Origin of the sequence: Mycolicibacterium sp. TUM20985, from assembly GCF_030295745.1 — a bacterium.
Lineage (GTDB): Bacteria > Actinomycetota > Actinomycetes > Mycobacteriales > Mycobacteriaceae > Mycobacterium.
On sequence record NZ_AP027291.1, the window covers coordinates 15,244 to 36,024 of the forward strand.

Annotated in this window: 20 protein-coding genes and 1 tRNA gene; 9 read left to right on the top strand and 12 right to left on the bottom strand. The window is 68.1% G+C overall.

Features of this window, described 5'->3' with window-relative positions; all coding sequences use genetic code 11:
* Positions 1–2: 2 nt before the first annotated feature.
* A complete protein-coding gene (gene cwsA / locus QUE68_RS00065) occupies positions 3–440 on the bottom strand; it encodes a cell wall synthesis protein CwsA (protein WP_286274955.1) in 438 nt (145 codons plus the stop codon).
* Positions 441–527: 87 nt separating this feature from the next.
* Between cwsA and QUE68_RS00070 the strand changes: the two genes are divergently transcribed.
* Complete coding sequence (locus QUE68_RS00070; RefSeq protein ID WP_286275970.1) at positions 528–1,073, top strand: peptidylprolyl isomerase; 546 nt, start codon at positions 528–530, stop codon at positions 1,071–1,073.
* A 63-nt stretch (positions 1,074–1,136) separates the two neighbouring features.
* Here the strand turns inward: QUE68_RS00070 and QUE68_RS00075 are convergent, their stop codons facing one another.
* Positions 1,137–1,556, bottom strand: coding sequence for a PH domain-containing protein (locus QUE68_RS00075; protein ID WP_286274956.1), 420 nt, complete (start codon positions 1,554–1,556; stop codon positions 1,137–1,139).
* Between the two features lie 155 nt (positions 1,557–1,711).
* Positions 1,712–1,996, bottom strand: a complete 285-nt coding sequence (gene crgA / locus QUE68_RS00080) for a cell division protein CrgA (protein WP_284223948.1) — start codon at positions 1,994–1,996, stop codon at positions 1,712–1,714.
* 68 nt (positions 1,997–2,064) lie between these two features.
* On the opposite strand from crgA, the gene QUE68_RS00085 reads away from it, so the two are divergent.
* The gene (locus tag QUE68_RS00085; RefSeq protein ID WP_284223949.1) at positions 2,065–2,814 is read left to right on the top strand and encodes a DUF881 domain-containing protein; all 750 of its coding nucleotides are present in this window, start codon (positions 2,065–2,067) and stop codon (positions 2,812–2,814) included.
* Between the two features lie 20 nt (positions 2,815–2,834).
* Complete coding sequence (locus QUE68_RS00090) at positions 2,835–3,509, top strand: aminodeoxychorismate/anthranilate synthase component II (protein WP_284223950.1); 675 nt, start codon at positions 2,835–2,837, stop codon at positions 3,507–3,509.
* On the opposite strand, the gene pknB is transcribed toward QUE68_RS00090, so the two are convergent.
* The 7 genes from pknB to QUE68_RS00125 all read right to left on the bottom strand — a co-directional run bounded on the left by pknB (position 3,487) and on the right by QUE68_RS00125 (position 13,124).
* Positions 3,487–5,376: a Stk1 family PASTA domain-containing Ser/Thr kinase gene (gene pknB / locus QUE68_RS00095; protein ID WP_284223951.1), complete on the bottom strand. Its 1,890-nt coding sequence runs from the start codon at positions 5,374–5,376 to the stop codon at positions 3,487–3,489. The two genes, QUE68_RS00090 and pknB, sit on opposite strands and share 23 nt — an antisense overlap.
* Entirely contained in the window at positions 5,373–6,584 is a 1,212-nt protein-coding gene (locus QUE68_RS00100) for a protein kinase domain-containing protein (RefSeq protein ID WP_284223952.1), read from the bottom strand. The genes pknB and QUE68_RS00100 overlap by 4 nt, the downstream gene beginning before the upstream one ends.
* Complete coding sequence (gene pbpA, locus QUE68_RS00105) at positions 6,581–8,059, bottom strand: D,D-transpeptidase PbpA (protein WP_284223953.1); 1,479 nt, start codon at positions 8,057–8,059, stop codon at positions 6,581–6,583. The genes QUE68_RS00100 and pbpA overlap by 4 nt, the downstream gene beginning before the upstream one ends.
* On the bottom strand, positions 8,056–9,471 hold the full coding sequence (locus tag QUE68_RS00110; RefSeq protein WP_284223954.1) for an FtsW/RodA/SpoVE family cell cycle protein: 1,416 nt from the start codon (positions 9,469–9,471) through the stop codon (positions 8,056–8,058). Before QUE68_RS00110 ends, pbpA begins: the two co-directional genes overlap by 4 nt.
* Positions 9,468–10,982: a PP2C family protein-serine/threonine phosphatase gene (locus QUE68_RS00115; RefSeq protein ID WP_284223955.1), complete on the bottom strand. Its 1,515-nt coding sequence runs from the start codon at positions 10,980–10,982 to the stop codon at positions 9,468–9,470. Before QUE68_RS00115 ends, QUE68_RS00110 begins: the two co-directional genes overlap by 4 nt.
* Positions 10,979–11,446: an FHA domain-containing protein FhaB/FipA gene (locus tag QUE68_RS00120; RefSeq protein WP_284223956.1), complete on the bottom strand. Its 468-nt coding sequence runs from the start codon at positions 11,444–11,446 to the stop codon at positions 10,979–10,981. Before QUE68_RS00120 ends, QUE68_RS00115 begins: the two co-directional genes overlap by 4 nt.
* 184 nt (positions 11,447–11,630) lie before the next feature.
* Positions 11,631–13,124 (bottom strand): DUF3662 and FHA domain-containing protein, encoded by a 1,494-nt coding sequence (locus QUE68_RS00125; protein WP_284223957.1) that lies wholly within the window; start codon positions 13,122–13,124, stop codon positions 11,631–11,633.
* Between the two features lie 236 nt (positions 13,125–13,360).
* Between QUE68_RS00125 and QUE68_RS00130 the strand changes: the two genes are divergently transcribed.
* The 4 genes from QUE68_RS00130 (at position 13,361) to QUE68_RS00145 (ending at position 16,436) form a co-directional block, all read left to right on the top strand.
* A tRNA-Leu gene (locus tag QUE68_RS00130) sits at positions 13,361–13,443 on the top strand.
* 114 nt (positions 13,444–13,557) lie between these two features.
* Positions 13,558–13,812, top strand: coding sequence for a nuclear transport factor 2 family protein (locus QUE68_RS00135; protein WP_286274957.1), 255 nt, complete (start codon positions 13,558–13,560; stop codon positions 13,810–13,812).
* A 304-nt stretch (positions 13,813–14,116) separates the two neighbouring features.
* Positions 14,117–14,761 (top strand): TetR/AcrR family transcriptional regulator, encoded by a 645-nt coding sequence (locus QUE68_RS00140; protein ID WP_286274958.1) that lies wholly within the window; start codon positions 14,117–14,119, stop codon positions 14,759–14,761.
* 82 nt (positions 14,762–14,843) lie between these two features.
* On the top strand, positions 14,844–16,436 hold the full coding sequence (locus tag QUE68_RS00145) for an MFS transporter (protein ID WP_286274959.1): 1,593 nt from the start codon (positions 14,844–14,846) through the stop codon (positions 16,434–16,436).
* On the opposite strand, the gene QUE68_RS00150 is transcribed toward QUE68_RS00145, so the two are convergent.
* Positions 16,433–17,401 carry a squalene cyclase gene (locus QUE68_RS00150; RefSeq protein ID WP_286274960.1) on the bottom strand — a complete coding sequence of 323 codons (969 nt, stop codon included), beginning with the start codon at positions 17,399–17,401 and terminating at the stop codon, positions 16,433–16,435. The genes QUE68_RS00145 and QUE68_RS00150 overlap by 4 nt on opposite strands.
* 58 nt (positions 17,402–17,459) lie before the next feature.
* Between QUE68_RS00150 and QUE68_RS00155 the strand changes: the two genes are divergently transcribed.
* Together QUE68_RS00155 and QUE68_RS00160 are read left to right on the top strand one after the other, a co-directional pair.
* Positions 17,460–18,857, top strand: coding sequence for an MFS transporter (locus tag QUE68_RS00155; protein WP_286274961.1), 1,398 nt, complete (start codon positions 17,460–17,462; stop codon positions 18,855–18,857).
* A complete protein-coding gene (locus QUE68_RS00160; protein ID WP_284232024.1) occupies positions 18,854–19,048 on the top strand; it encodes a DUF1737 domain-containing protein in 195 nt (64 codons plus the stop codon). The genes QUE68_RS00155 and QUE68_RS00160 overlap by 4 nt, the downstream gene beginning before the upstream one ends.
* A 3-nt stretch (positions 19,049–19,051) precedes the next feature.
* On the opposite strand, the gene QUE68_RS00165 is transcribed toward QUE68_RS00160, so the two are convergent.
* The gene (locus QUE68_RS00165) at positions 19,052–20,692 is read right to left on the bottom strand and encodes a peptide chain release factor 3 (protein ID WP_286274962.1); all 1,641 of its coding nucleotides are present in this window, start codon (positions 20,690–20,692) and stop codon (positions 19,052–19,054) included.
* Between the last annotated feature and the right edge of the window lie 89 nt (positions 20,693–20,781).

Consider the following 20,781-nt stretch of genomic DNA (forward strand, 5'->3'; position numbering starts at 1 on the left):
GTTCACGGCCTGGGTACTGCGTCCACGCTTGGCGGCAACGGCGACGGCTCGGGCTGCGTCGAGCGCCGGATGATCGAGAACGACACGGCTCCCACCGCGAGCACCGCCACGCCGGCACCGATCAACAGCAGGGGCCTGGGACGGCGTCGGGACCTGCGCGCCTGCTGAAGCGCCTGCGGGAGGTTGGCGACGACTTCCTGCGCAGCGGCCAGCTCGTTGGCAACGGTCTCCTGCGCGGCGGCCAGGTCCTTGGTCAGCTGGCTCTTGATGCGGCCGCGTCGGTAGCGGTTGGCGACCCACGACACCGAGGACCGCGTGGAGTCGAACCCGACGCCCAGCGCTCCCCTAGTCAGGTCGACGGGCCCCACCGCCGTGTACTTCAGACCGCGGGCGATGCGTTCCGCCGGAGTCAGTCGGGCGGTGGGAGTTCCTGCGCTCATGACTCAGCCTCTCTGGATGGAACTTCGGTATCGGCGTCCGGCGACCACCCTATTCGTTGGGGTCGGAGCGGGCTCGTGGAACACGAAATGGCACACTGGTTTCCCGTGACCAGTCCCATACAGACAGCGACCGCGACGCTGCACACCAACCGCGGTGACATCAAGATCGCACTCTTCGGAAACCACGCCCCCAAGACCGTGGCGAACTTCGTCGGTTTGGCGCAGGGCACCAAGGACTACAGCACCGAGAACGCGTCGGGCGGCACCGAGGGCCCGTTCTACGACGGCGCGGTGTTCCACCGTGTCATCTCCGGGTTCATGCTGCAGGGCGGCGACCCGACCGGCACCGGCCGCGGCGGCCCCGGATACCAGTTCGCCGACGAGTTCCACCCGGAGCTCGCCTTCGACAAGCCGTACCTTCTGGCGATGGCCAACGCGGGCCCAGGCACCAACGGCTCGCAGTTCTTCATCACCGTGGGCAAGACGCCCCACCTGAACCGCAAGCACACCATCTTCGGCGAGGTCGTTGACCCGGAGTCGCAGAAGGTCGTCGACGCGATCGGGAGCACCCCGACGGGACCCGGCGACCGTCCGGCCGAACCGGTCGTCATCGACTCGATCACCATCTCCTAGCCCCTCCCCCGTCGAAGCGCCCCGCGGGCCGGTCTCGCGGGGCGCCTTCGTGTCGAGGTTCGACTACTTGCCGGCGTAGCCCGCGGCGGTCAGGGCGTCGAGGACGTCGAGCGGATCGGTGCCGAGATCCCATCGGGTGAACACCAGCAGACGGTCGTCGGCGACGGTGTCGATCTCGAGCAGACGCACCTTCCGCCCGATGCGCCGGAATTCGGTGATGCGAACCTTCGCGACGTCCTGACGGCCGAGCACCTGCGTGCCGAACCAGCCGCGAACGACCAAACCGTCGTCGCCGATTGCCAGCTTGGGCCGCGCTCGCCAGGACATGGCTGCAAACGTCAACAGTCCGACGGCCGCGATGGCCGCCAACGCGCGCCCCGGCACGTCTGTGACTACGGTCACAGCGGCGATTGCCATGACGATGCCGAAGATTCCGCATCCGACCAGGCCCCCGGTAGGGGGGCCCCACTTAGTTTGCTGCATGGGGTTTGTGCACCCTCTACGCGCGAAAGATCGAGTTATCCACAGGCGCTATCCCCAATGGGGATGAATCACAACCGTGTGATTGGGTGTCCGCGCGGTGATCGATGTGGGAACGCGCGGGAACGAAGTTGTATTCATCCTGTGCGACCGACGGCTCATCGCCACCGCATCGTGAGGAGCAGCCCGGTGATCATGAAGGCAAACGCGATCGCGTAGTTCCACTGCGCCAGGTTTGCCATCCAGGTAAGGAAGCTGGGGGCGTCCACCGGATTGGTCGCGGCAAGCTGGAAGACCAACAACCAGAGCAGGCCGAACAGCATCAGTCCAACGAACAGGATCACGAACCACATGCCCGACGGGCCGGCCTTGACCTTGACCGGAGTCCGGCTCACCGGGCTGATCGTGAAGTCGTTCTTCTTGCGAACCTTGGACTTGGGCATGGCTACCTTGCGACGATGGAGCGGATCAACCGAGAGCCTAACGCAGTGCGCGGCGGTCAGGAGAAACGATGGCCCGGTCAGGCCGCTCCCCGTGGCGCTTCGGCGTGCCCGTGGTGTGCGTGTGCGCCGGGCTGCTGCTGGCCACCACGCACACCGTGTCCGGGGGCAACGAGATACGTCGCAGCGACTCCCCGCGCCTGGTCGATCTGGTGCGCGAGGCACAGGGGTCCGTCGACCGACTCGCCGATCAGCGCGAGGTGCTCGTCGGCCAGGTCGACAATCACCACGGCGGCACCCCGAACGTCGACGCCGCGCTCAAGGCGATCACCGACCGGGCCGACGTCCTGGCCGTGGACGCCGGGCTGGCGGCCATGCGCGGGCCGGGTCTGGTGGTCACCCTCGACGACGCCCATCGTGATGCCGAGGGCCGATTCCCCGGGGACGCCTCCGCGGATGACCTGGTGGTCCACCAACAGGACATCGAGGCGGTGCTGAACGCGCTGTGGAGTGCAGGGGCCGAGGCCATCCAGATGCAGGATCAACGGATCATCGCGACGTCGGCACCGCTCTGCGTCGGCAACACCCTGCTGCTGAATGGCCGGACGTACAGCCCGCCCTACGCCATCACCGCGATCGGCGACGTGACGGCCATGCAGTCGGCGCTGGCCGCCTCCCAAATGGTCGACTTGTACAAGCGCTACGTGTTGCGCTTCGGGCTGGGATACACCGAGGAAGCCAAGTCCCAGGTCGACGTCGTCGCGCACCCGCCCGCCGTGCGCATGCGGTACGCCAAGCCCGCGGGTCCATTGGGCTACTGAGGCGGCGGTAATCTGGCGTGATGCGCGTCCTCGTCGTCGACAACTACGACAGCTTCGTCTTCAATCTCGTGCAGTACCTCGGTCAGCTGGGTGTGCACGCCGACGTGTGGCGCAACGACGACCCGCGGCTGAGCACCGAGGCGGACGTGGCGACCGCTGCCAAGGAGTTCGACGGCATTCTCCTGAGCCCCGGACCCGGTACGCCCGAGCGGGCCGGAGCGTCCATTCCGCTCGTCCGCGCCTGCGCCGAGGTGACCACTCCGGTGCTCGGCGTCTGCCTCGGGCACCAGGCCATCGGGGTGGCCTTCGGCGGCACGGTCGATCGTGCGCCGGAGCTCCTTCACGGTAAGACCAGCAGTGTGAACCACGCCAATATCGGTGTGCTGCATGGCCTTCCGGATCCCTTCACGGCAACCCGGTATCACTCGTTGACGATTCTGCCCGAGACGATGCCCGCCGAACTCGAGGTCACTGCGCAAACGTCGGGCGGTGTGGTGATGGGCGTGCAACACGTCGACCTGCCCATCCACGGCGTGCAGTTCCACCCGGAGTCCATCCTCACCGAGGGCGGGCACCGAATGCTCGCCAACTGGTTGGAGGTGTGTGGGCGACCCCTCGAGGAGGATCTGGTCGGCCGCCTCGAACGCGAGGTCTCCGATGCGGTGCGTGCCGCTACTGCGCGAAGCTCAGCGTGATCGGGTCGCTGAACTTCAAAGTGCTGCCTGGCGCCGGGCTTTGCGTGGCCACGGCATTGGTCGGGTAACCGCTGTTTTGCGCATTGGGCAGCTTGCTGAAGTCACCGGTCCACTTGTAGACGTTGCGCATGAGCGGCTCGGCATCGACCCAGAATTGTCCACGCAGGTCCGGCATCTGGAACTGGTTGCCCCGCGACACCTGTAGCTGGATTGCGGTATCCACCGGCGCGGTCTCCCCGGCGGCCGGCGCCGTGCCCATGACCTGTCCCTTGGTGCTCTCGAGTCCGTCGATCTCGACCGGGATGGGTGGGGTGGTGAAGCCACTGGCGATCAGGACCTGAGTCGCGACGTCGACGGTCTGGCCAGCAACCGGGGGAACTTGCTTGGTGTCCGGCCCGCTGCCCACGACCAGGGTGATCACGTTGGTGATCGCCGACGTTGAGTTGGCCGGCGGGATGGTCTGGGTCACCCGGCCCTTGTCTTCGGGGCTCGACGTGCCGGGCACCTGCTTGACGTTGTCGAACCCGGCGTCGTTGAGCTTGCGTTCGGCCTCGCCGGGGATCAGCCTCGAGACGTCGGGGACCTCGCGCTGTTCGGGACCCACCGACACGTTGATCGTGATCTCGTCATCGCGGGCCGCGGCCGTGTTGGCCGGCGGATCGGTACTGATGACTTCCCCCGGCGGGATCTTGGAGTCGGTGTTGTTCTGCCGCGTGGTCTTGAAGCCCAGGTTCTGTAGCGCCACGACGGCCTCGTCGTACCCCTGACCGGAGAGGTCCGGTATCTGCACGTCCCGCGGATTGCTGTTGGAGAAGTTCAGCAGGACGGTGACGACGACGGTCAGCACGGCGAGCACCGCGACGACGGCCAACCAGCGGCCGATCGCAGGGTTGCGCTCCCTCGGCGCGACGTAGGTCGCCTGATGCGTGGGCATCCGGTCGGTCGGATGCGTCCGGCCGCCGGCCGGGGTGGCCGACAACAACGACGTCCTGTCGGCGTCGGTGAACACCTTCGGGGCTTCCGGGGGTTCGCCGCTGTGCACGCGGATCAGGTCGGTCCGCATGTCGGCAGCGGTCTGATAGCGATTGTCGGGGTTCTTCGCCAGCGCCTTGAGCACCACGGCGTCGAGGTCGGGGGAGAGGTCGGGGTTGCGGCGCGACGGCGGCTCCGGATCCTCGCGCACGTGCTGGTAGGCGACGGCGACGGGGGAGTCACCGACGAACGGCGGCTCGCCGGTGAGCACTTCGTAGAGCACGCAGCCCAGCGAGTAGACGTCGGAGCGCGCATCGACCGTCTCGCCGCGCGCCTGTTCGGGGGAGAGGTACTGCGCGGTGCCGATCACCGCCGAAGTCTGGGTGACGGGGTTGCCGGCATCGGCGAGCGCCTTGGCGATGCCAAAGTCCATCACCTTCACCGCGCCGCCCTTGCTGATCATGATGTTGGCGGGCTTGACGTCGCGATGGATGGTGCCGTGCTGATGGCTGAAGTTCAGCGCCTGGCAGGCGTCGGCGATGACCTCGATCGCCCGACGCGGTTCCATGGGCCCGTCGTTGTGCACGATGTCGCGCAGCGTCACGCCGTCGACGTACTCCATCACGATGTAGGGCAGTGGCCCGTTGGCGGTCTCCGCCTCCCCGGTGTCGTAGACCGCGACGATCGCCGGGTGGTTCAGCGCGGCGGCGTTCTGTGCCTCCCGGCGGAAGCGGAGATAGAAGCTGGGGTCGCGGGCCAAGTCGGCGCGCAGCACCTTGACCGCGACGTCGCGGTGCAACCTCACGTCGCGGGCCATGTGGACCTCGGACATGCCACCGAAGCCGAGGATCTCCCCGAGTTCGTAGCGGTCGGACAGGTGTTGGGGCGTGGTCATCGGTAGGTCTGCTCTGCGTCTAGTCGCGGGAGTGCCCCTGGCGTCGCGGGAGGGGCGGGCTCCACGGTGGTGCTGGTGACGGTGGACGGAGTGGTCTTCTGGTCGTTGCGGTCCTGCACGTTGAGGACCATCAGGATCGCGATGATGATCGCGAGCGCCCCAAGGACGCCGGCCGCCCACAGCAGTGCGCGTTGGCCGGGGGAAAACGTCCGCTTCGGGGGCGGGGTGCGGTGACTGCCGGTCGGTGGACGGGCGGTGCGGACGTTGGCGGTCGGAGGGCGACCGTAGTCGGCGACGGCGCGGGTCTGTGCCGTCGAGGGAATGGCGGCCGGGGTGGCCCGGCCGATGGTCGGAGCGTGGTTGGGGCGCGGTGGTCGGCGACCTCCGCGCACCGCGGCGACGGCGTCGGCGAAGGCACCACCGGTGCGGTACCGATGGCCAGGCTCCTTGAGCAGGCTGATCTCGATGAGCTCGCGGACGTTGGGCGGAATGTCGGCCGGCAGGGGAGCGGGCTGTTCCTTGATGTGCTTCATCGCGACGGTCAAGGCGCCCTCGCCGGTGAAGGGTCGCCGTCCGGCCACCGACTCGTAGCCCACCACGCCGAGTGAGTAGACGTCGCTGGCTGGGGTGGCGTCGCGGCCGAGCGCCTGCTCGGGGGCGATGTACTGCGCGGTGCCCATGACCATGCCGGTCTGGGTCACCGGCGCGGCGTCGACCGCCTTGGCGATGCCGAAGTCGGTCAGCTTCACCTGGCCGGTGGGGGTGATCAAGATGTTGCCCGGCTTCACGTCGCGGTGCACCAACCCGGCGGTGTGCGCGACCTGCAGCGCGCGTCCGGTCTGCTCGAGCATGTCGAGTGCGTGGCGCAGCGACAGCCGGCCGGTGCGCTTGAGGACGGAGTTCAGCGGCTCGCCGGTGACCATCTCCATCACCAGGTAGGCGGTGCGGGCATCCTCGAGCTCGGTCTCGCCGTAGTCGTACACGCTGGCGATGCCCGGGTGGTTCAGCATGGCCACGATGCGGGCCTCGGCGCGGAACCGTTCGACGAATTCGGGGTCGGAGGAGAACTCGGCCTTGAGCACCTTGATGGCGACCTGGCGTCCCAGCCTGGTGTCCAGAGCCTCCCAGACCTGGCCCATTCCGCCCGTCGCGATGAGTCGCTGAAGACGGTAGCGGTCGGACAGCGTCACTCCGACGCGCGCGGTCATGATCCCTCCCGCAGGGCCGCGGCAATGGTTGCCCGCCCGATCGGCGCAGCGAGTGCGCCACCGGTCGCGGACAATCGGTCACCGCCATTCTCCACTAGGACCGCGATGGCGACCTTGGGAGCCTTGGCCGGGGCGAAGGCGATGTACCAGGCGTGGGGTGGGGTGTTGCGCGGATCGGAGCCGTGTTCGGCCGTTCCCGTCTTGGAGGCGATCTGTACGCCAGAGATGGCTCCCGTCTGCTGGGTCACCTGCTCGGCGTCGATCATCAAGTCCGTAAGTGTAGTGGCGACCTGCGGAGACACCGCACGACGAAGCTCGCGCGGGCTGGTCGAGCTGATGTTGCCGAGGTCGGGCCCCTTGAGGCCGTCCACCAGGTACGGCTGCATCGTGACGCCGCCGTTCGCCACCGTCGCAGCGATCATCGCGTTCTGCAGCGGAGTGAGGGCGACGTCCTTCTGACCGATGCTCGACATTCCCAACGCCGCCTTGTCGTCGATGGGGCCGATGCTCGATGCCGCAACCTGCAGCGGTATCGGTGGGGGCGCGCCGTCGATGCCGAACGCCTCAGCGGTATTGCGCAGCGCGTCGGCGCCGGTGCGGATGCCGAGGTCCACGAACGCGGTGTTGCACGACTTTGCGAACGCGACGCGCAGCGTGGTGGTGGGAGCGTTCCCGCACGACGAGCCGCCATAATTCTCCAGCGTTGCGGTGCTGTCCGGCAACGGGATTCGCGCCGCGGCGGTCACCTGGCTGTCGGCCGTGGCGCCGTTCGCGAGCGCCGCGGCGGTGGTGATGACCTTGAACGTCGAACCGGGGGGATAGGTCTCCGAGATCGCCCGGTTCACCAGCGGGCTCTCCGGGTCGTCACGCAACTGCTGCCAGGCCTCGGACTGCACGTTGCCGTCGTGCGACGCCAGCAGGTTCGGATCGTAGGACGGCGACGACACCATTCCGAGGATCTTCCCGGTGGACGGTTCGAGGGCCACCACCGAACCCTTGCAGGGGCCGCCGTTGCACCCCTTCTGCATGGCTTCCCAGGCAGCTTGCTGCACCTGCGGGTTGATGGTGGTGGCGACGTTGCCACCGCGAGGGTCTCGCCCGGTGAAGAAGTCGGCAAGCCGCCGGCCGAACAGCCGCTCGTCGGAACCGTTGAGGATGGTGTCCTCGGCGCGTTCGAGGCCAGTGCTCGAGTACAGCAGCGAGTAGAAGCCGGTGACCGGGGCGTACGCCTGCGGGTTGGGGTAGACCCGCAGGAACCGGAAGTGCCCGTCGGTCGACGTCGAGTAGGCGAGCAGCTGCCCGCCCGCGGAGATCTGGCCGCGCTGGCGGGAGTACTCGTCGAGCAGGACGCGCTGGTTGCGCGGATCGGAGCGCAGGCCGTCGGCCCGAAACACCTGTGTGAGTGTGGCATTGGCGAGGAGCAGCACGATCAGGCCCATGATCGCCAGGGAGATGCGGCGCAGTGAGGTGTTCATACGCGGCCGATCACCTCCGTCTTCGCCGAGGCGATCGGGGTGGCGTTGGGCGCATTGGTGTCCAGCGGTCGGCGCGCCGAGTGCGAGATGCGGATCAGGATGGCCAGCAGCACGTAGTTGGCGATCAGCGACGATCCGCCGTACGACAGCCACGGCGTCGTGAGACCGGTGAGCGGGATCAACTTGGTGACTCCGCCGACGACGATGAACAGCTGGATGGCCAGCGTGGAGGCCAAACCCGCCGCGAGCAGCTTGCCGAAGCTGTCACGCACGGCGACCGCGGTCCGCAGCCCGCGGATGATCAGGATCGTGTAGAGCATGAGGACGCCGGCGAACCCGACGAGACCGAGCTCCTCGCCGATTGCGGCAATGATGAAGTCCGTCGAAGCGGCGGGCACCGTGCCGGGTTGGCCGTTGCCGAGCCCGGTGCCGAAGATGCCGCCGGTGGCGAAGCTGAACAGCGACTGCACCATCTGATAACCGGCGCCGTCGGGGTCGGCGAACGGGTCGAGCCAGTTCTGCACCCGGACCTGGACGTGGCTGAACGTGTGGTAGGCGACGACGCTGCCGACCGCAAAGAGCGTGAGTCCCAACAGAACCCAGCTCAGCCGGTCGGTGGCGACATAGACGAGCACCAGGAACGACGCGTAGAGAAGCAGCGAGGTGCCGAGATCCTTCTCGAAGACCATCACGCCGACCGACGCGATCCAGGCGGCCAACAGCGGCGCCAGGTCGCGCGGGCGGGGGAGGTTCATCCCGAGGATGTGCTTGCCCGCGCTGGTGAACAGGCTGCGCTTGGACACCAAGACGGAGGCGAAGAAGATCAGCAGCAGGATCTTGGAGATCTCGGCGGGCTGAATCGAGAAGCCGTGGAAGCGAATCCAGATCTTGGCGCCGTTCTCCTCCGACATCGAGCTGGGCAGGATGGCGGGAATCAGCAGGAAGACCAGACCGGCGAGCCCGCAGACGTAGCCGTAGCGGGCCAACATGCGGTGGTCGGTCAGTAACGCGACCACGAGGCAGAACGCGACCACGCCGACGAGGGTCCACAGCATCTGCTGGTTGGCACTGGGACCCCGGGCTCCGCCGGCGCCGATCGCTCCCTCGGCCAGGTCGAGACGGTGAATCATGACCAGCCCCAAGCCATTCAGCAAGGCCACGACCGGGAGCAGGAGGGGGTCGGCGTAGGGCGCGAAGCGGCGTACGGCCAGATGCGCAGCGCCGAACAGTGCCAGGAACCCGAGGGTGTACTGCGCGAGGTCCCAGCTGAGTCCCTGCTCCTGGTTGGCCTCGACGATGAGCAGTGCGACGGTGGTGATGAACGCGGCGAACCCGAGCAGGAACAGCTCGGCGTTGCGCCGGTTCGGCAAGGGGGGAACCACGGTCACCGGTGCCTGAGGCTGCGTGCTCATGACGTCGTCCGGCAGTCGGTGCCCGGCTTCTGCGGCGGTGGTGGAAGAGCCGTGCCGGTGGGGGTCGGAGACGGCGCCGGAGACGGCGCCGGGGGCGGTGCGGTCACCGTGGTCGGCACCTCCGGCGGGGTCGCACCCCCGCTCGTGGTCGGTGCCGGGGGAGCGGTGGTGGTCGGCGGCGCGGCAGTGGTGGTCGGCGGGGGCGGCGGCGGTGGGGTCGGAGTCGTCGTCGTCCTGGTGACCGCGGGCAGGCAAATCGGCAGGACCGACGTCTGCGCCAGCTCTCTCAGCTGTCGGATGGCCTCGTCCAGCGTGCCGCCGGGAAGTCCGGCCGTGACCTGCGCGCGTTCTGACTCCCGCAGATCGGCGACCTCCAGCGGGGTGCAGCCGGCGCGACTGTCGTCCACGCCGATGTTCGTGATCGAGTTGCGGGAGTCGAGGCAGGCGACCTGAAAGGGTTGTTGCAGAGGCATTCCCAGGAAGCTGCCCTGCACGCCGCGCATGATGTGCACGGAACCGTCGCGTTCGGCGACGTAGTAGTTGTTCTGAATCACCATGCGGCCGACCGCTAGCCCAGCGACCACGACGACCAGCAGGAGCAACGCGCCGAAGATCATTCGCCGACGGGATCGCGGTTTGCGGGGCGGCGGGTCCGTCTCGGCGGCAGGGCGTTTGGCGGCCTCGACACGCTTGGGGTTGAACGCCGACGCCCGACCGGCGGCGGTGTTGGGCGGTGCGCTGTGGTCGTCGATTCCCGACACGGCGCCCGCGAGGATCGGCTGGGTCTGGCCGTACTCGTAGTCGACGACGTCGGCGACCACCACGGTGACGTTGTCGGGGCCCCCGCCGCGCAGCGCCATCTCGATGAGCCGGTCGGCGCTCTCGGTGACGTCGGGAATCTGCAGCGCGTCGAGGATCGTGTCGTGGCTGACCGGGTCCGACAGCCCATCGGAGCACAGGAGGTAGCGGTCCCCGGCGTGGGCCTCGCGCACCGTGAGCGTGGGCTCCACCTCGTGACCGGTCAGGGCGCGCATGATCAGCGATCGCTGCGGGTGGCTGTGTGCCTCGTCGGCGGTGATGCGTCCCTCGTCGACCAGCGTCTGGACGAAGGTGTCGTCCTTGGTGATCTGGGTGAGCTCGCCCTCGCGCAGCAGGTAGCCGCGCGAGTCGCCGACGTGGACGAGGCCAAGTCGGTTGCCCGCGAACAGGATTGCGGTGAGGGTGGTGCCCATGCCCTCAAGCTCGGGGTCGGCTTCGACGTGCGCGGCGATCGCCGTATTGCCTTCGTGGACCGCGGCGTTGAGCTTGCTGAGGAGGTCGCCCCCGGGCTCGTCGTCGTCGAGGTGCGCCAGCGCGGCGATCACCAGCTGCGAGGCGACCTCGCCCGCGGCGTGGCCACCCATGCCGTCGGCCAGAGCGAGTAGCCGCGCACCGGCGTACACGGAGTCCTCGTTGTTGGCGCGTACCAACCCGCGGTCGCTGCGTGCGGCGTATCGGAGGACGAGGGTCACGGGCGCAACTCGATCACGGTCTTGCCGATTCGCACCGGCGTTCCCATCGGAACCCTTACCGCCGTCGTCACCTTCGCCCTGTCAAGGTATGTGCCGTTGGTCGATCCTAGGTCCTCGACGTACCACTCGGACCCCCGTGGGGAAAGCCTCGCATGCCGTGTCGATGAATAGTCGTCGGTCAGCACCAGTGTCGAATCGTCGGCGCGCCCGATGAGCACGGGCTGGCTGCCCAGTTGGATGCGGGTGCCGGTCAATGCCCCCTCGGTCACCACCAATTGGCGTGGGGTGTTGCGGCGCTGCCCGCGCGGTAGCAGGGTGCCGCGCAGCGCGAGCCCACGCTTGACCATCACGGCGCCGGTGGGGGCGTAGATGTCGGTGCGCAGGATGCGCAGCACGGACCAGATGAACAGCCACAGCAGCAAAAGGAAACCGACACGCGTCAGCTGCAGCACTATCCCCTGCATCTGACGTCCTCTCCGTCACCGTCCCGATGTCGCCGCGGCGGCTCCACCGCACTGCTCACCGGTTCGCGTCGCGACCGACCACCGGCTGGTTGGGCCGCCGTCGGCACCGTCACGATACTTGGGCCGGTGATACCGGTGAGGTCGAAGCATCCGCCTGGGCCCCTGCCGTCACCAGCCTGTGTCCTCAGTGAACGCGGACGATGATCTCGGAGTGGCCGAGGCGGATGGTGTCGCCGTCGGCCAGCTGCCATTCCTGCACCGGCGCGTTGTTGACCGTCGTCCCGTTCGTGGAGTTCAGATCCGACAGCAGGGCGACCTGACCGTCCCAGCGGATCTCGAGGTGACGACGTGAGACGCCGGTGTCCGGGAGTCGGAACTGGGCGTCCTGGCCGCGGCCGATGACGTTGGCGCCCTCACGCAGCTGATAGGTGCGGCCGCTGCCGTCGTCGAGTTGCAGGGTCACGCTCGCGGCGCCGGTGCCGTAACCCGATCCGGCACCATAGCCGGCGACGGGTGCGGCAGCGGGTGGCTGACCGTAGTCGTAGCCGGCGGGCTGGCCGTAGCCCCCGTCGGCCGGTTGGCCGTAGCCGGGATCGGCGTAGCCCTGCGGCGCCGCGGGGTCGCCGTAGCGGCCGTAGTCGGGCTGCCCTCCATAACCACCCTGGTCCGGCCGCCCATACGCTTGGCCGCCGCCGTAGCCGCCCTGATCGGGGTAGCCGCCCTGGTCCGGGTAGCCGCCCTGATCGGGGTAGCCGCCCTGGTCGGGGTACGCAGGGCGGGGCGGCTCGGGACGGGCCTCCGGGCGCCCATACTCCTCGCCGCGCGGCGGTGCTGCTGGCGGGCGGCCGTAGTCATAACCACCGGGCTCGCCGTAGCCGCCCGCGGGTGCGCCCGCAGGCGGGCCGTATCCGGGTGGTGGCTGGCGGTAGCCCTGATCGGGGTAGCCGGCGCCGGCCGGAGGGCCGTAACCGGAGGCGGGAGGCCGCTGGTCGTAGTTGGGCGGCGGGTAGCCACCCTGATCGGGGTATGCGCCGCGGTCGGGATAGCCGCCACCCTGCTCGCCGTAGCCGCCCTGCGCCGGGGGCTGACCCGGAGCCGGCGGAGGGGGATAGCCGCCCTCGGGCGCCGGCGGGTGGGGAGCGCGGGGCTCTTCGCCCTGGCGGCCGTACTCGTAGTAGTCGTCGCCTGGCTGCGCTGGTCCCTGTCCGCCGCCGCGGTAGCTCGGATTGTCGGTCATCGGTGCAACTCCTGGTTCTGCGGACTGAGCACGGTTCGGGGGTGCAGAGGCGCTTGTGCCACTGGTCGAGTCTGGGTTGACCGTTCCGCGTGTACGAAACTGGCCGGTGTGCAACTGCGGTGACGCCTCGAATCCAACGACCACATCACCATACGTTTGCCACCCTTGGTCACGGATGTATCCCTCCAGGTATCGGGCAAAAGTCGTCGGTGTGAGGTCGGGGTCGGCGCGGACCTTGTGAAAGTCGGATGCACTGAGGGTAATGACGTAGTCGTTGGGCGCCAAAATTCGGCCGCCGCCGACTTCGCGCGCACCTGCGTGGGCTTCGCGCTGAAGGATCCCCTCGACCTCCTGCGGAACGATGGAACCGCCGAAGACGCGGGCGAAGGTGTCACCGACGCTCGACTCGAGTTTGCGCTCGAAACGGTCGACGAGTCCCATATCACCGCCTGCCTCGCTGTTCGCCGTAGTGCGCCGCGCCCGACACTCTCATCGAGCCTGCGTGTCAGGTACCCCCATGCCTGCATGCATGGTATCGGCCAATGACCTACGAACGTGAACAACAGTTCTCTGAGAATCAGATCGCGGCAGGTCAGGGCGGTCGGGTGCATCGCAGGGGGCCTAACTGCGCGGTTGGAGAGTGGGCCGGAGTGCGTGATAGTCTCTCCCGGTTGTTGGGGCGAGTGGCGGAATGGCAGACGCGCTGGCTTCAGGTGCCAGTGTCCTTCGGGACGTGGGGGTTCAAGTCCCCCTTCGCCCACAATGAGCGGTTCTATGAACCGTATGCACAAAGGTCGCGAACTCGAAACGGTTCGTGACCTTTGTGTTTGGGTGGGTCCCCGAGGCGCGCATGCGGCCTGCGAGCATGACCCTCATGTCGGACATCATCGAAGCGCTGTTGCTGCGCAATCTGCAGGAAGTCTTTGGTGAGAACGACCCCGAACGCCGACGCTCCGCCATCGAGGCGCTGTACACCGAAGATTGCGTGGTCAACCTGCCTATCGGCCAGTACCGCGGGCACGACGCACTCGACAGAATCTGCGGTGAGTTGCGCGCCGGCCACCCCAGTTACGTCTACACCCCACACAACGCGCCGATAGTCGTCCACCTCGGCCAGCGCGAGAACTGATTCCTGAACAGGCGGCTCCTCCCACCACGAGGAGTTACTGGGCCACCCTGATGGTCCTCGGCGTGACCGCCATTCCCGCACGGGACGCGGTGACGCACGCGAGGCTGCGAGCCGCGGGTGTCCGTCGTGACCGGGGATTCTGTTGGCCCTGAATACTTTTGGGCCGACCTGCGATCACGCCGCTGCGCCGTGCACGCGTCGACGTCCCCGGACATCAGTCGCACCCATCCCACTGGCGTCCCCAGGTTTGTAGCCTTGCTCGGTAGCGTTCGATGTGAGGCTCGTCAACATCGAGGAGGCCCCGTTGAGCACCCCCCGACGGCGATCGGCCGACACCTATCACCATGGCAACTTGCGCCAGGCGCTTCTCGAGCACGCCGTCGAACTAGCACGGACCGGCGGGCCGGACGCGGTGGTGCTGAGGGACGTGCAGCGGTTGGCCGGGGTGAGCAACTCGGCGGCCTACCGGCACTATTCGGACCGTCATGCGCTGCTGGCGGCGGTGACCGACGTGGCCCAGGCGCGGCTGGGCGACATGATGACATCGACCATCGCCCTGGTGCCCGACGACGGATCACCCAAGACGCGGGCGCTCGCCCGCTTGCGCGCCACCGGCCAGGCCTACGTGGCGTTCGCACTCGCCGAGCCAGGGCTGTTCCGCACCGCGTTCGCCTTCGATCCGCTGTCGGATGCCAATTCCGACGACCCCGATCGGCCTGCGATCAGCGAGCGCCATCCGTTCCAGATCCTGGTCCGATGCATCGACGACGCCGTGGCTGCCGGGGTGCTCTCGCCAGCTCGTCGTGACGGCGTCGACGAGGCGACGTGGGCGGCAGTGCATGGGCTCGCGACCCTGCTCCTGGATGGGCCGTTGGGCCAGCTAGACCCCGTTCGTCGGCAGCTGATCATCGATCGGTTGCTGGACCTCGTCGAGGTCGGACTCACCTGACCCGACGGGCTTCGGTTTAAATGTTGACAGCGTTAACATCGTCGGTCATCCTCAAGATGTTATCGGCGTCAACATTGAGGACATGGCCATGACCCTGGACAATCCGCCGCAATCGGCGGCCACCTTCACCCGCTCGAACGCAGCCACCCCACGCATACGCCCGGCCCTCGTCCTGACGGTGGTCCTGATCGCCGCCCTGGCGATCAACGTCGAGACGACGATCGTCAACGTCGCCCTCCCGACCCTGAACACCGAACTGGGCGCGTCGACGCGCGGACTGCAGTGGATCGTCGACGCCTACAACCTGGCGTTCGCCGCCTTGGTCCTGGCGGGTGGGACCGTCGGCGACAAGTTCGGCAGGCGCGGCACCCTGATCGCGGGCCTGGCCCTCTTCGCGGCGAGCAGTGTCGCGGCGGCGCTCTGCACCTCCACCGAATCGCTGATCGGTGCGCGACTGGTGATGGGGATGGCGTCCGCGCTCATCTATCCGACCACCCTGGCGATCATCACCGACACCTTCCGTGATCCCCGCCAGCGCGCGGCGGCCATCGGCGTGTGGGGTGCCGTCACCGGTCTGGGCGTGGCGGTCGGGCCAATCCTCGGCGGTGCACTGCTCGAATCCTTCTGGTGGGGCAGCCTCTTCCTGGCCCTCGTCCCGATCGCAATCGTGGCGGCCATCGGCGCCGCCGTGTGGGTGCCACGCTCCGAACGCGATGACACGACGCGCCTCGACCGCGGCGGGTTGGTGCTGTCCGTGGTGATGCTGTCGGCCCTCGTCTACACGATCATCGAAGCACCCGACCGCGGATGGGGTTCTGCCGCAACGCTCTTCGGGTTTGCGGTCGCCGCCACCGCGGTTGTGGCGTTCGCCTGGTGGGAGCGTCGAACCGCGGACCCATTGATCGACGTGCGGCTGTTCACCAACCTGCGGTTCAGCGCCGCCAGCGGTGCCGTCACGGTGGCCTTCTTCGCACTGTTCGGGTTCATCTTCCTCATCACCCAGTTCTTCCAGCTGCTGCAGGGTTACGGACCGCTGGAGACCGGCGTGCGGATCCTTCCGGTGGCGCTCTCGATCGCCGTCGGCTCGGTCCTGGGCACGCGTTTGGCCGTCACCCGGTTCGGCACGAAGGCCGTCGTCTTCATCGGCTTGGTGATGCTCGGCGCCGCGTTCTTCTGGATCGCGACGATCGACATCGACGTGAGCTATCTGGTGGTCGCCGGACAGATGGTCCTGCTGGGTGGCGGACTCGGCCTCACGACCGCGCCGGCCACCGACTCGATCATGGGAGTGGTCCGGCCCGAGCAGGCGGGTGCTGGCTCGGCGGTCAACGACGCCACCCGTCAGATCGGTGGCACCCTCGGTGTCGCGGTGCTGGGCAGCATCTTCTCCACGCTCTACATTCGCAACCTGACCGACAGCACGACCCTGCAGATGTTGCCGGACGCAGCGCAGAGCACCGCGCGGGAAGGCCTGGCCCAAGGTCTGCAGGTCGCCGCTCGCGCCCCTGGCCAGATCGCTAACACGTTGCGCGACAACGTTGGTGACGCGTTCATGGCCGGTCTGCATGCGGGTTGCCTGACGGCAGGCGCGGTGTGTGTGGCCGGCGCGCTGTTCGCCCTGGCGTTCCTGCCCGCGCATCCCGTTGCGGCCGGCGCGGCCAGCGAGACCAACTAACCGGCATCCCACCAGTCGAGCACCCGAATCCCGTTGAGTGTCAACCACTTCGAGGGCTCGCCCGCGGAGACGTCCACCTCGAACCACACTCGCCCCGGCTGCCGCCCGGCCTGCAGCCAGGTGCCGTCGGGTTGCCGGGCGGACCTGATCATCGCGATGGCGTCGGCCATCCGCGGGTCCGGTGCGGTGCCGTCGAACAGCGATCGACGACGGAAATACTCGGCGGCGTTGAGCACGCTGTAGCGCCACCGCGCCGGGTAGGCGAAGCTGTCCACCCACGGGCCCACGGGTTGGCCCGTCGACAAGCGGCGGAACAACCCCCGGGTCAGCAAATACTCCTCGCCGGCCCGCCTGGCGTCGCGGGTCGCGAAGGTGCCTCCCGTAGCCACCTCGAAGTCCAGAAGTCCCTTGAGCGCGTTGAGCGTCGAGTGGAACGACGACCGCGTCGAACCCTCGACCCATTCGCAGTTCCAGCCGCCGTCGGGGAGGCGGTGTTCGACGAACCAGTCGACGATGCCGGTGATGTCCGCCCCGAGCCATAGCCCGTTGGACACCGTCCAGGCGTTGATGCAGCAGTCGACCTCACCGTCCCAGTACGGCAAATCGTCGTATTCCCAGTGGCTGTTGGCGGCCAGTAGCTCTGCCGTGCCGCGAAGGGCGGCGGCCTCGACACCCCACTCCCGCAACGAATTCAGCGTCCAGGTGGTGGCGGTCCACGGTTGCCCGCCGCCCTCCGCCGCCTCGGGCCCCTCGAAGTCGAAGTCCGCCGGGAAGAAGGCACCTCCGGCCCATTGACCGTCGGGGTCCTGCAGCGCCAGCAGCCGTGCCCCGAAGCCTTCGGTCACGACCTTGGCTCGCGTGCGTTCCCACACCGCGGGCGGTTGCCGGATGACGTCACGCTCGACCTGCCAGCGCAGCGCCGGGTCGGAGTCCACGAGCCAGTCCGTCAGGGCCGCAGACGCCATGGCCCGAGCCTAACCCGACAACTGACGCCGGCGACGATGAGCAACTACAGTCCTGCTCGTGACTCTGACGACGGTGACGATGCCCCGCCGTCAGGTCGTCTTCATGGTCGCGGCCCTGGCGCTCTCGGTGATCTCCTTCCAGCTGAACGCCACCATGCTCGGCCCGGCGTTCTACGACATCGAGACCGAGCTGGGCAAGGGCTCGTTCGCGGCCATGTCGACCTACTTCTACCTCGCCGGGGCCGTGGCCAACGTGGTGCTGATCCGGTGGAGTGACTACGTCGGTCGCAAGCGCGTCGTGGTCGGCATCCTGGTGCTGCTGTGCGTCGGTACGCTGCTCTGCATCCTCGGCACGTCGCTGCCGGTCGTGCTGGCGGGCCGCGTGATGCAGGGCGCCTGCAACGTCACCTTCGGACTGGCCTTCCTGATCATGCGAGAACGCCTGAGCGGAGCCGTCTTCGGCGTCTGCTGCGGTGTGGTCACGTCGATCAACGGCGGGGTGGCCGGGGTGGACGCACTGCTCGGTGGCTATCTGGCCGACCGGTTCGGCTACCGCTCGATCTTCCTGCTGATCCTCGTCATCGGAGTGGCCGGTCTCGCGTTCGCGTGGCGCGCCGTGCCCGCCGACGAACCCGATCGGGTCGCGTCGGGGCGAATGGATTGGGTGGGTGCCGCACTGATCGGACTGGGAGTGGCGGGCCTGATCCTGTTCATCTCCAGCGGCGGCGACGCGGGCTGGTCGTCGCCCATCGCGCTGACGTTCATCGTCGTGGCCATCGTCGCCCTCGGGTTGCTCGTCATCGTCGAAAGACGCGTCAGCACACCGCTGGTCGACATCGACCAGATGCGCTCCCGCCTGGCCTGGCCGCTGATCGTGGCGACGATCCTCAACATGGCGTCGTTCATGGTGGTGGTGGGCTTCATCATCCTGAAGATCGCCGAGGATCCCGACTCCGGCTTCGGGCTCGACGGGACGACGACGGCCATCCTCTTCCTGACACCCGGGGCGATCGTGCAGCTGATCACCGCCCCCCTGATCGGGCGGCTCGCCGTGCGGATCGGCTTCGTCACGGTGCTGCGGGCGGGTATCGCCGGCTCGATCGCGGTGACCTCACTGCTGGCGATCTTCGCGCACAATCGCACCATGCTCGTCCTGTTGATGGCCGCGCTCGGCTGCGCCTTCATGGGCGTGACGCTCACGGCGATGAGCGTGCTCGGCGTCACGCAGGCTCCCGAGGACGCACCGGGGTCGCTGCCCGGCATCAGCAACGCGGCCTTCGGCATCGGCTCGTCGATCGGATTCGCTTGGGCGGGGCCGGTTGTCGGCTCGGGCACCGTCGGCAGTTTCGCGACGGCGCTGTGGATCTGCGCGGCCATCGGCGTCGTCTCACTCGGTTTCAGTCTGGTGCTCAAGCCGCGGGCGCTCGAGACGGGACATGGCACCATCGGAGCATGACGGAACCACCGAACGGGTTGCCGAGATACCGCCTCCTGACCGGCGCCGACGACGAGGCGTTCTGCCGCCGCGTCAGCGAGGCGCTCGACCTTGGCTATGAGCTGTACGGGAACCCGGCGATCAGCCTGGACGGCGGGCGGGCCGTCGTCGCCCAGGCGGTCATCTGGCAGCAGGTCATCCGCTACGTCTGAGACCTAGTCGTCGCCGGCGGCGACCAACGAGGTCAGCTCGACCGATGGGTTGTCGCGCTGGAAGCCCTCGAGGCGCCACTTCGTGGAGAACAGCACCAGGATGACGCCGTCGGTCCGCGTGAAGACCTCCACCGACGGTTGCCGCTGCAGGAACTCGACGTCGTCCGGATCGGCGGCCCGCGCCACCGTGTAGGGCAGCGACTCCAGCGAGATGGGTGAGCTGAACTCGCCGGCCATGCGGTGGGTCGCCACCTCGAACTGCATCGGCCCAACGGCGGCGAACACGGGGGCCTGGTCACCGCGGCGGTCGGAGCGCAGCACCTGGACGACGCCCTCCTGCTCCAGCTGCTCGATGCCCTTGCGGAACTGCTTGTGCTTGCTGGGATCGGTGCCACGGGCGACGGCGAAGTGCTCGGGGGAGAAGCTCGGGATCGGCGGGTACTGCACCGGGACGTCGCGGTAGAGGGTGTCACCGGGCCGGAGCGCGTTGGCGTTGGCGAGTCCGATGACGTCACCCGGCCACGCAGTGTCCAGCGTCGACCGCTGTTGGCCGAACACCGATTGCGCGTACTTCGTGACGAACGGCTTGCCGGTGGTGGCGTGGGTCAGCACCTCACCGCGTTCGAAGGTGCCCGAGCACACCCGCGCATAGGCGATGCGGTCGCGGTGCGCGGAGTCCATGCCCGCCTGCACCTTGAACACGAACGCGCTGAAGGGCGCGTCGGCGGCGCGCCGGTGACCCTCCACGTCGAGTTGCCCGTGCGGCGACGGGGCGAGCTGAACCAGCACGTCCAACAGCTGATTGACGCCGAAGTTCAGGGCCGCCGAGGTGAACAGCAGAGGCGTCGTCTCGCAGCCGAGGAACGTGTCCCGGTCGTAGTCGGAGCCGTCCGCGGCCAGCAGCTCGGACTCCTCGACGGCGTTGTCCCAGTCGTCGCCCGCGGCAACGTGCGCGTCGGCCGGGGCGATGTGCTCCTCGGGCGCGGCCTTGGCTCCACCGGCTGTGCGGGTGTACCGGATGAACTCGCCGGTGCGTCGGTCCAGCACGCCCTTGAAGTCACCGGCGATGCCGACCGGCCACGTCAGCGGTGTGGGCCGCAGGCCGATCCTGGCCTGGATCTCGTCCAGCAGCTCCAGGGCGTCGCGGCCCGGCCGGTCCCACTTGTTGATCACCGTGATGATGGGGATTCGCCGGAGTCGACACACCTCGAACAGCTTGAGCGTCTGCGGTTCCAAACCCTTGGCGGCGTCGATGAGCATCACCGCGCAGTCGACGGCCGTGAGGACGCGGTAGGTGTCCTCGGAGAAGTCGGCGTGACCGGGGGTGTCCAGCAGGTTGATGACGCAGTCCTGCCCGCTCGGGGCGCGGTACGGGAACTGCAGCGCGGTCGACGTGATCGAGATGCCGCGAGCCTTCTCCATCTCCATCCAGTCCGACACGGTGGCGCGGCGACCGGCCTTGCCGTGGATGGCGCCGGCCTCGGTGATGACGTTGGCATGAAGCACCAGGGCCTCGGTCAACGTCGACTTGCCTGCGTCGGGGTGGCTGATCACCGCGAAGGTCCTGCGCCGCCGCGCCTCGGCGGTGATGCGGTCTGCGGCCCGCTCCTCGGCGGCCGTCAAGGTACCTGCGTTGTCGGTCATGTCGTTTCCGATGATATTGGCCGGAGGTCCGAATCGATAAATCACTCGAGTGGCCACTCAACACACGTTTTGCGGCGAATCGTGTGCGT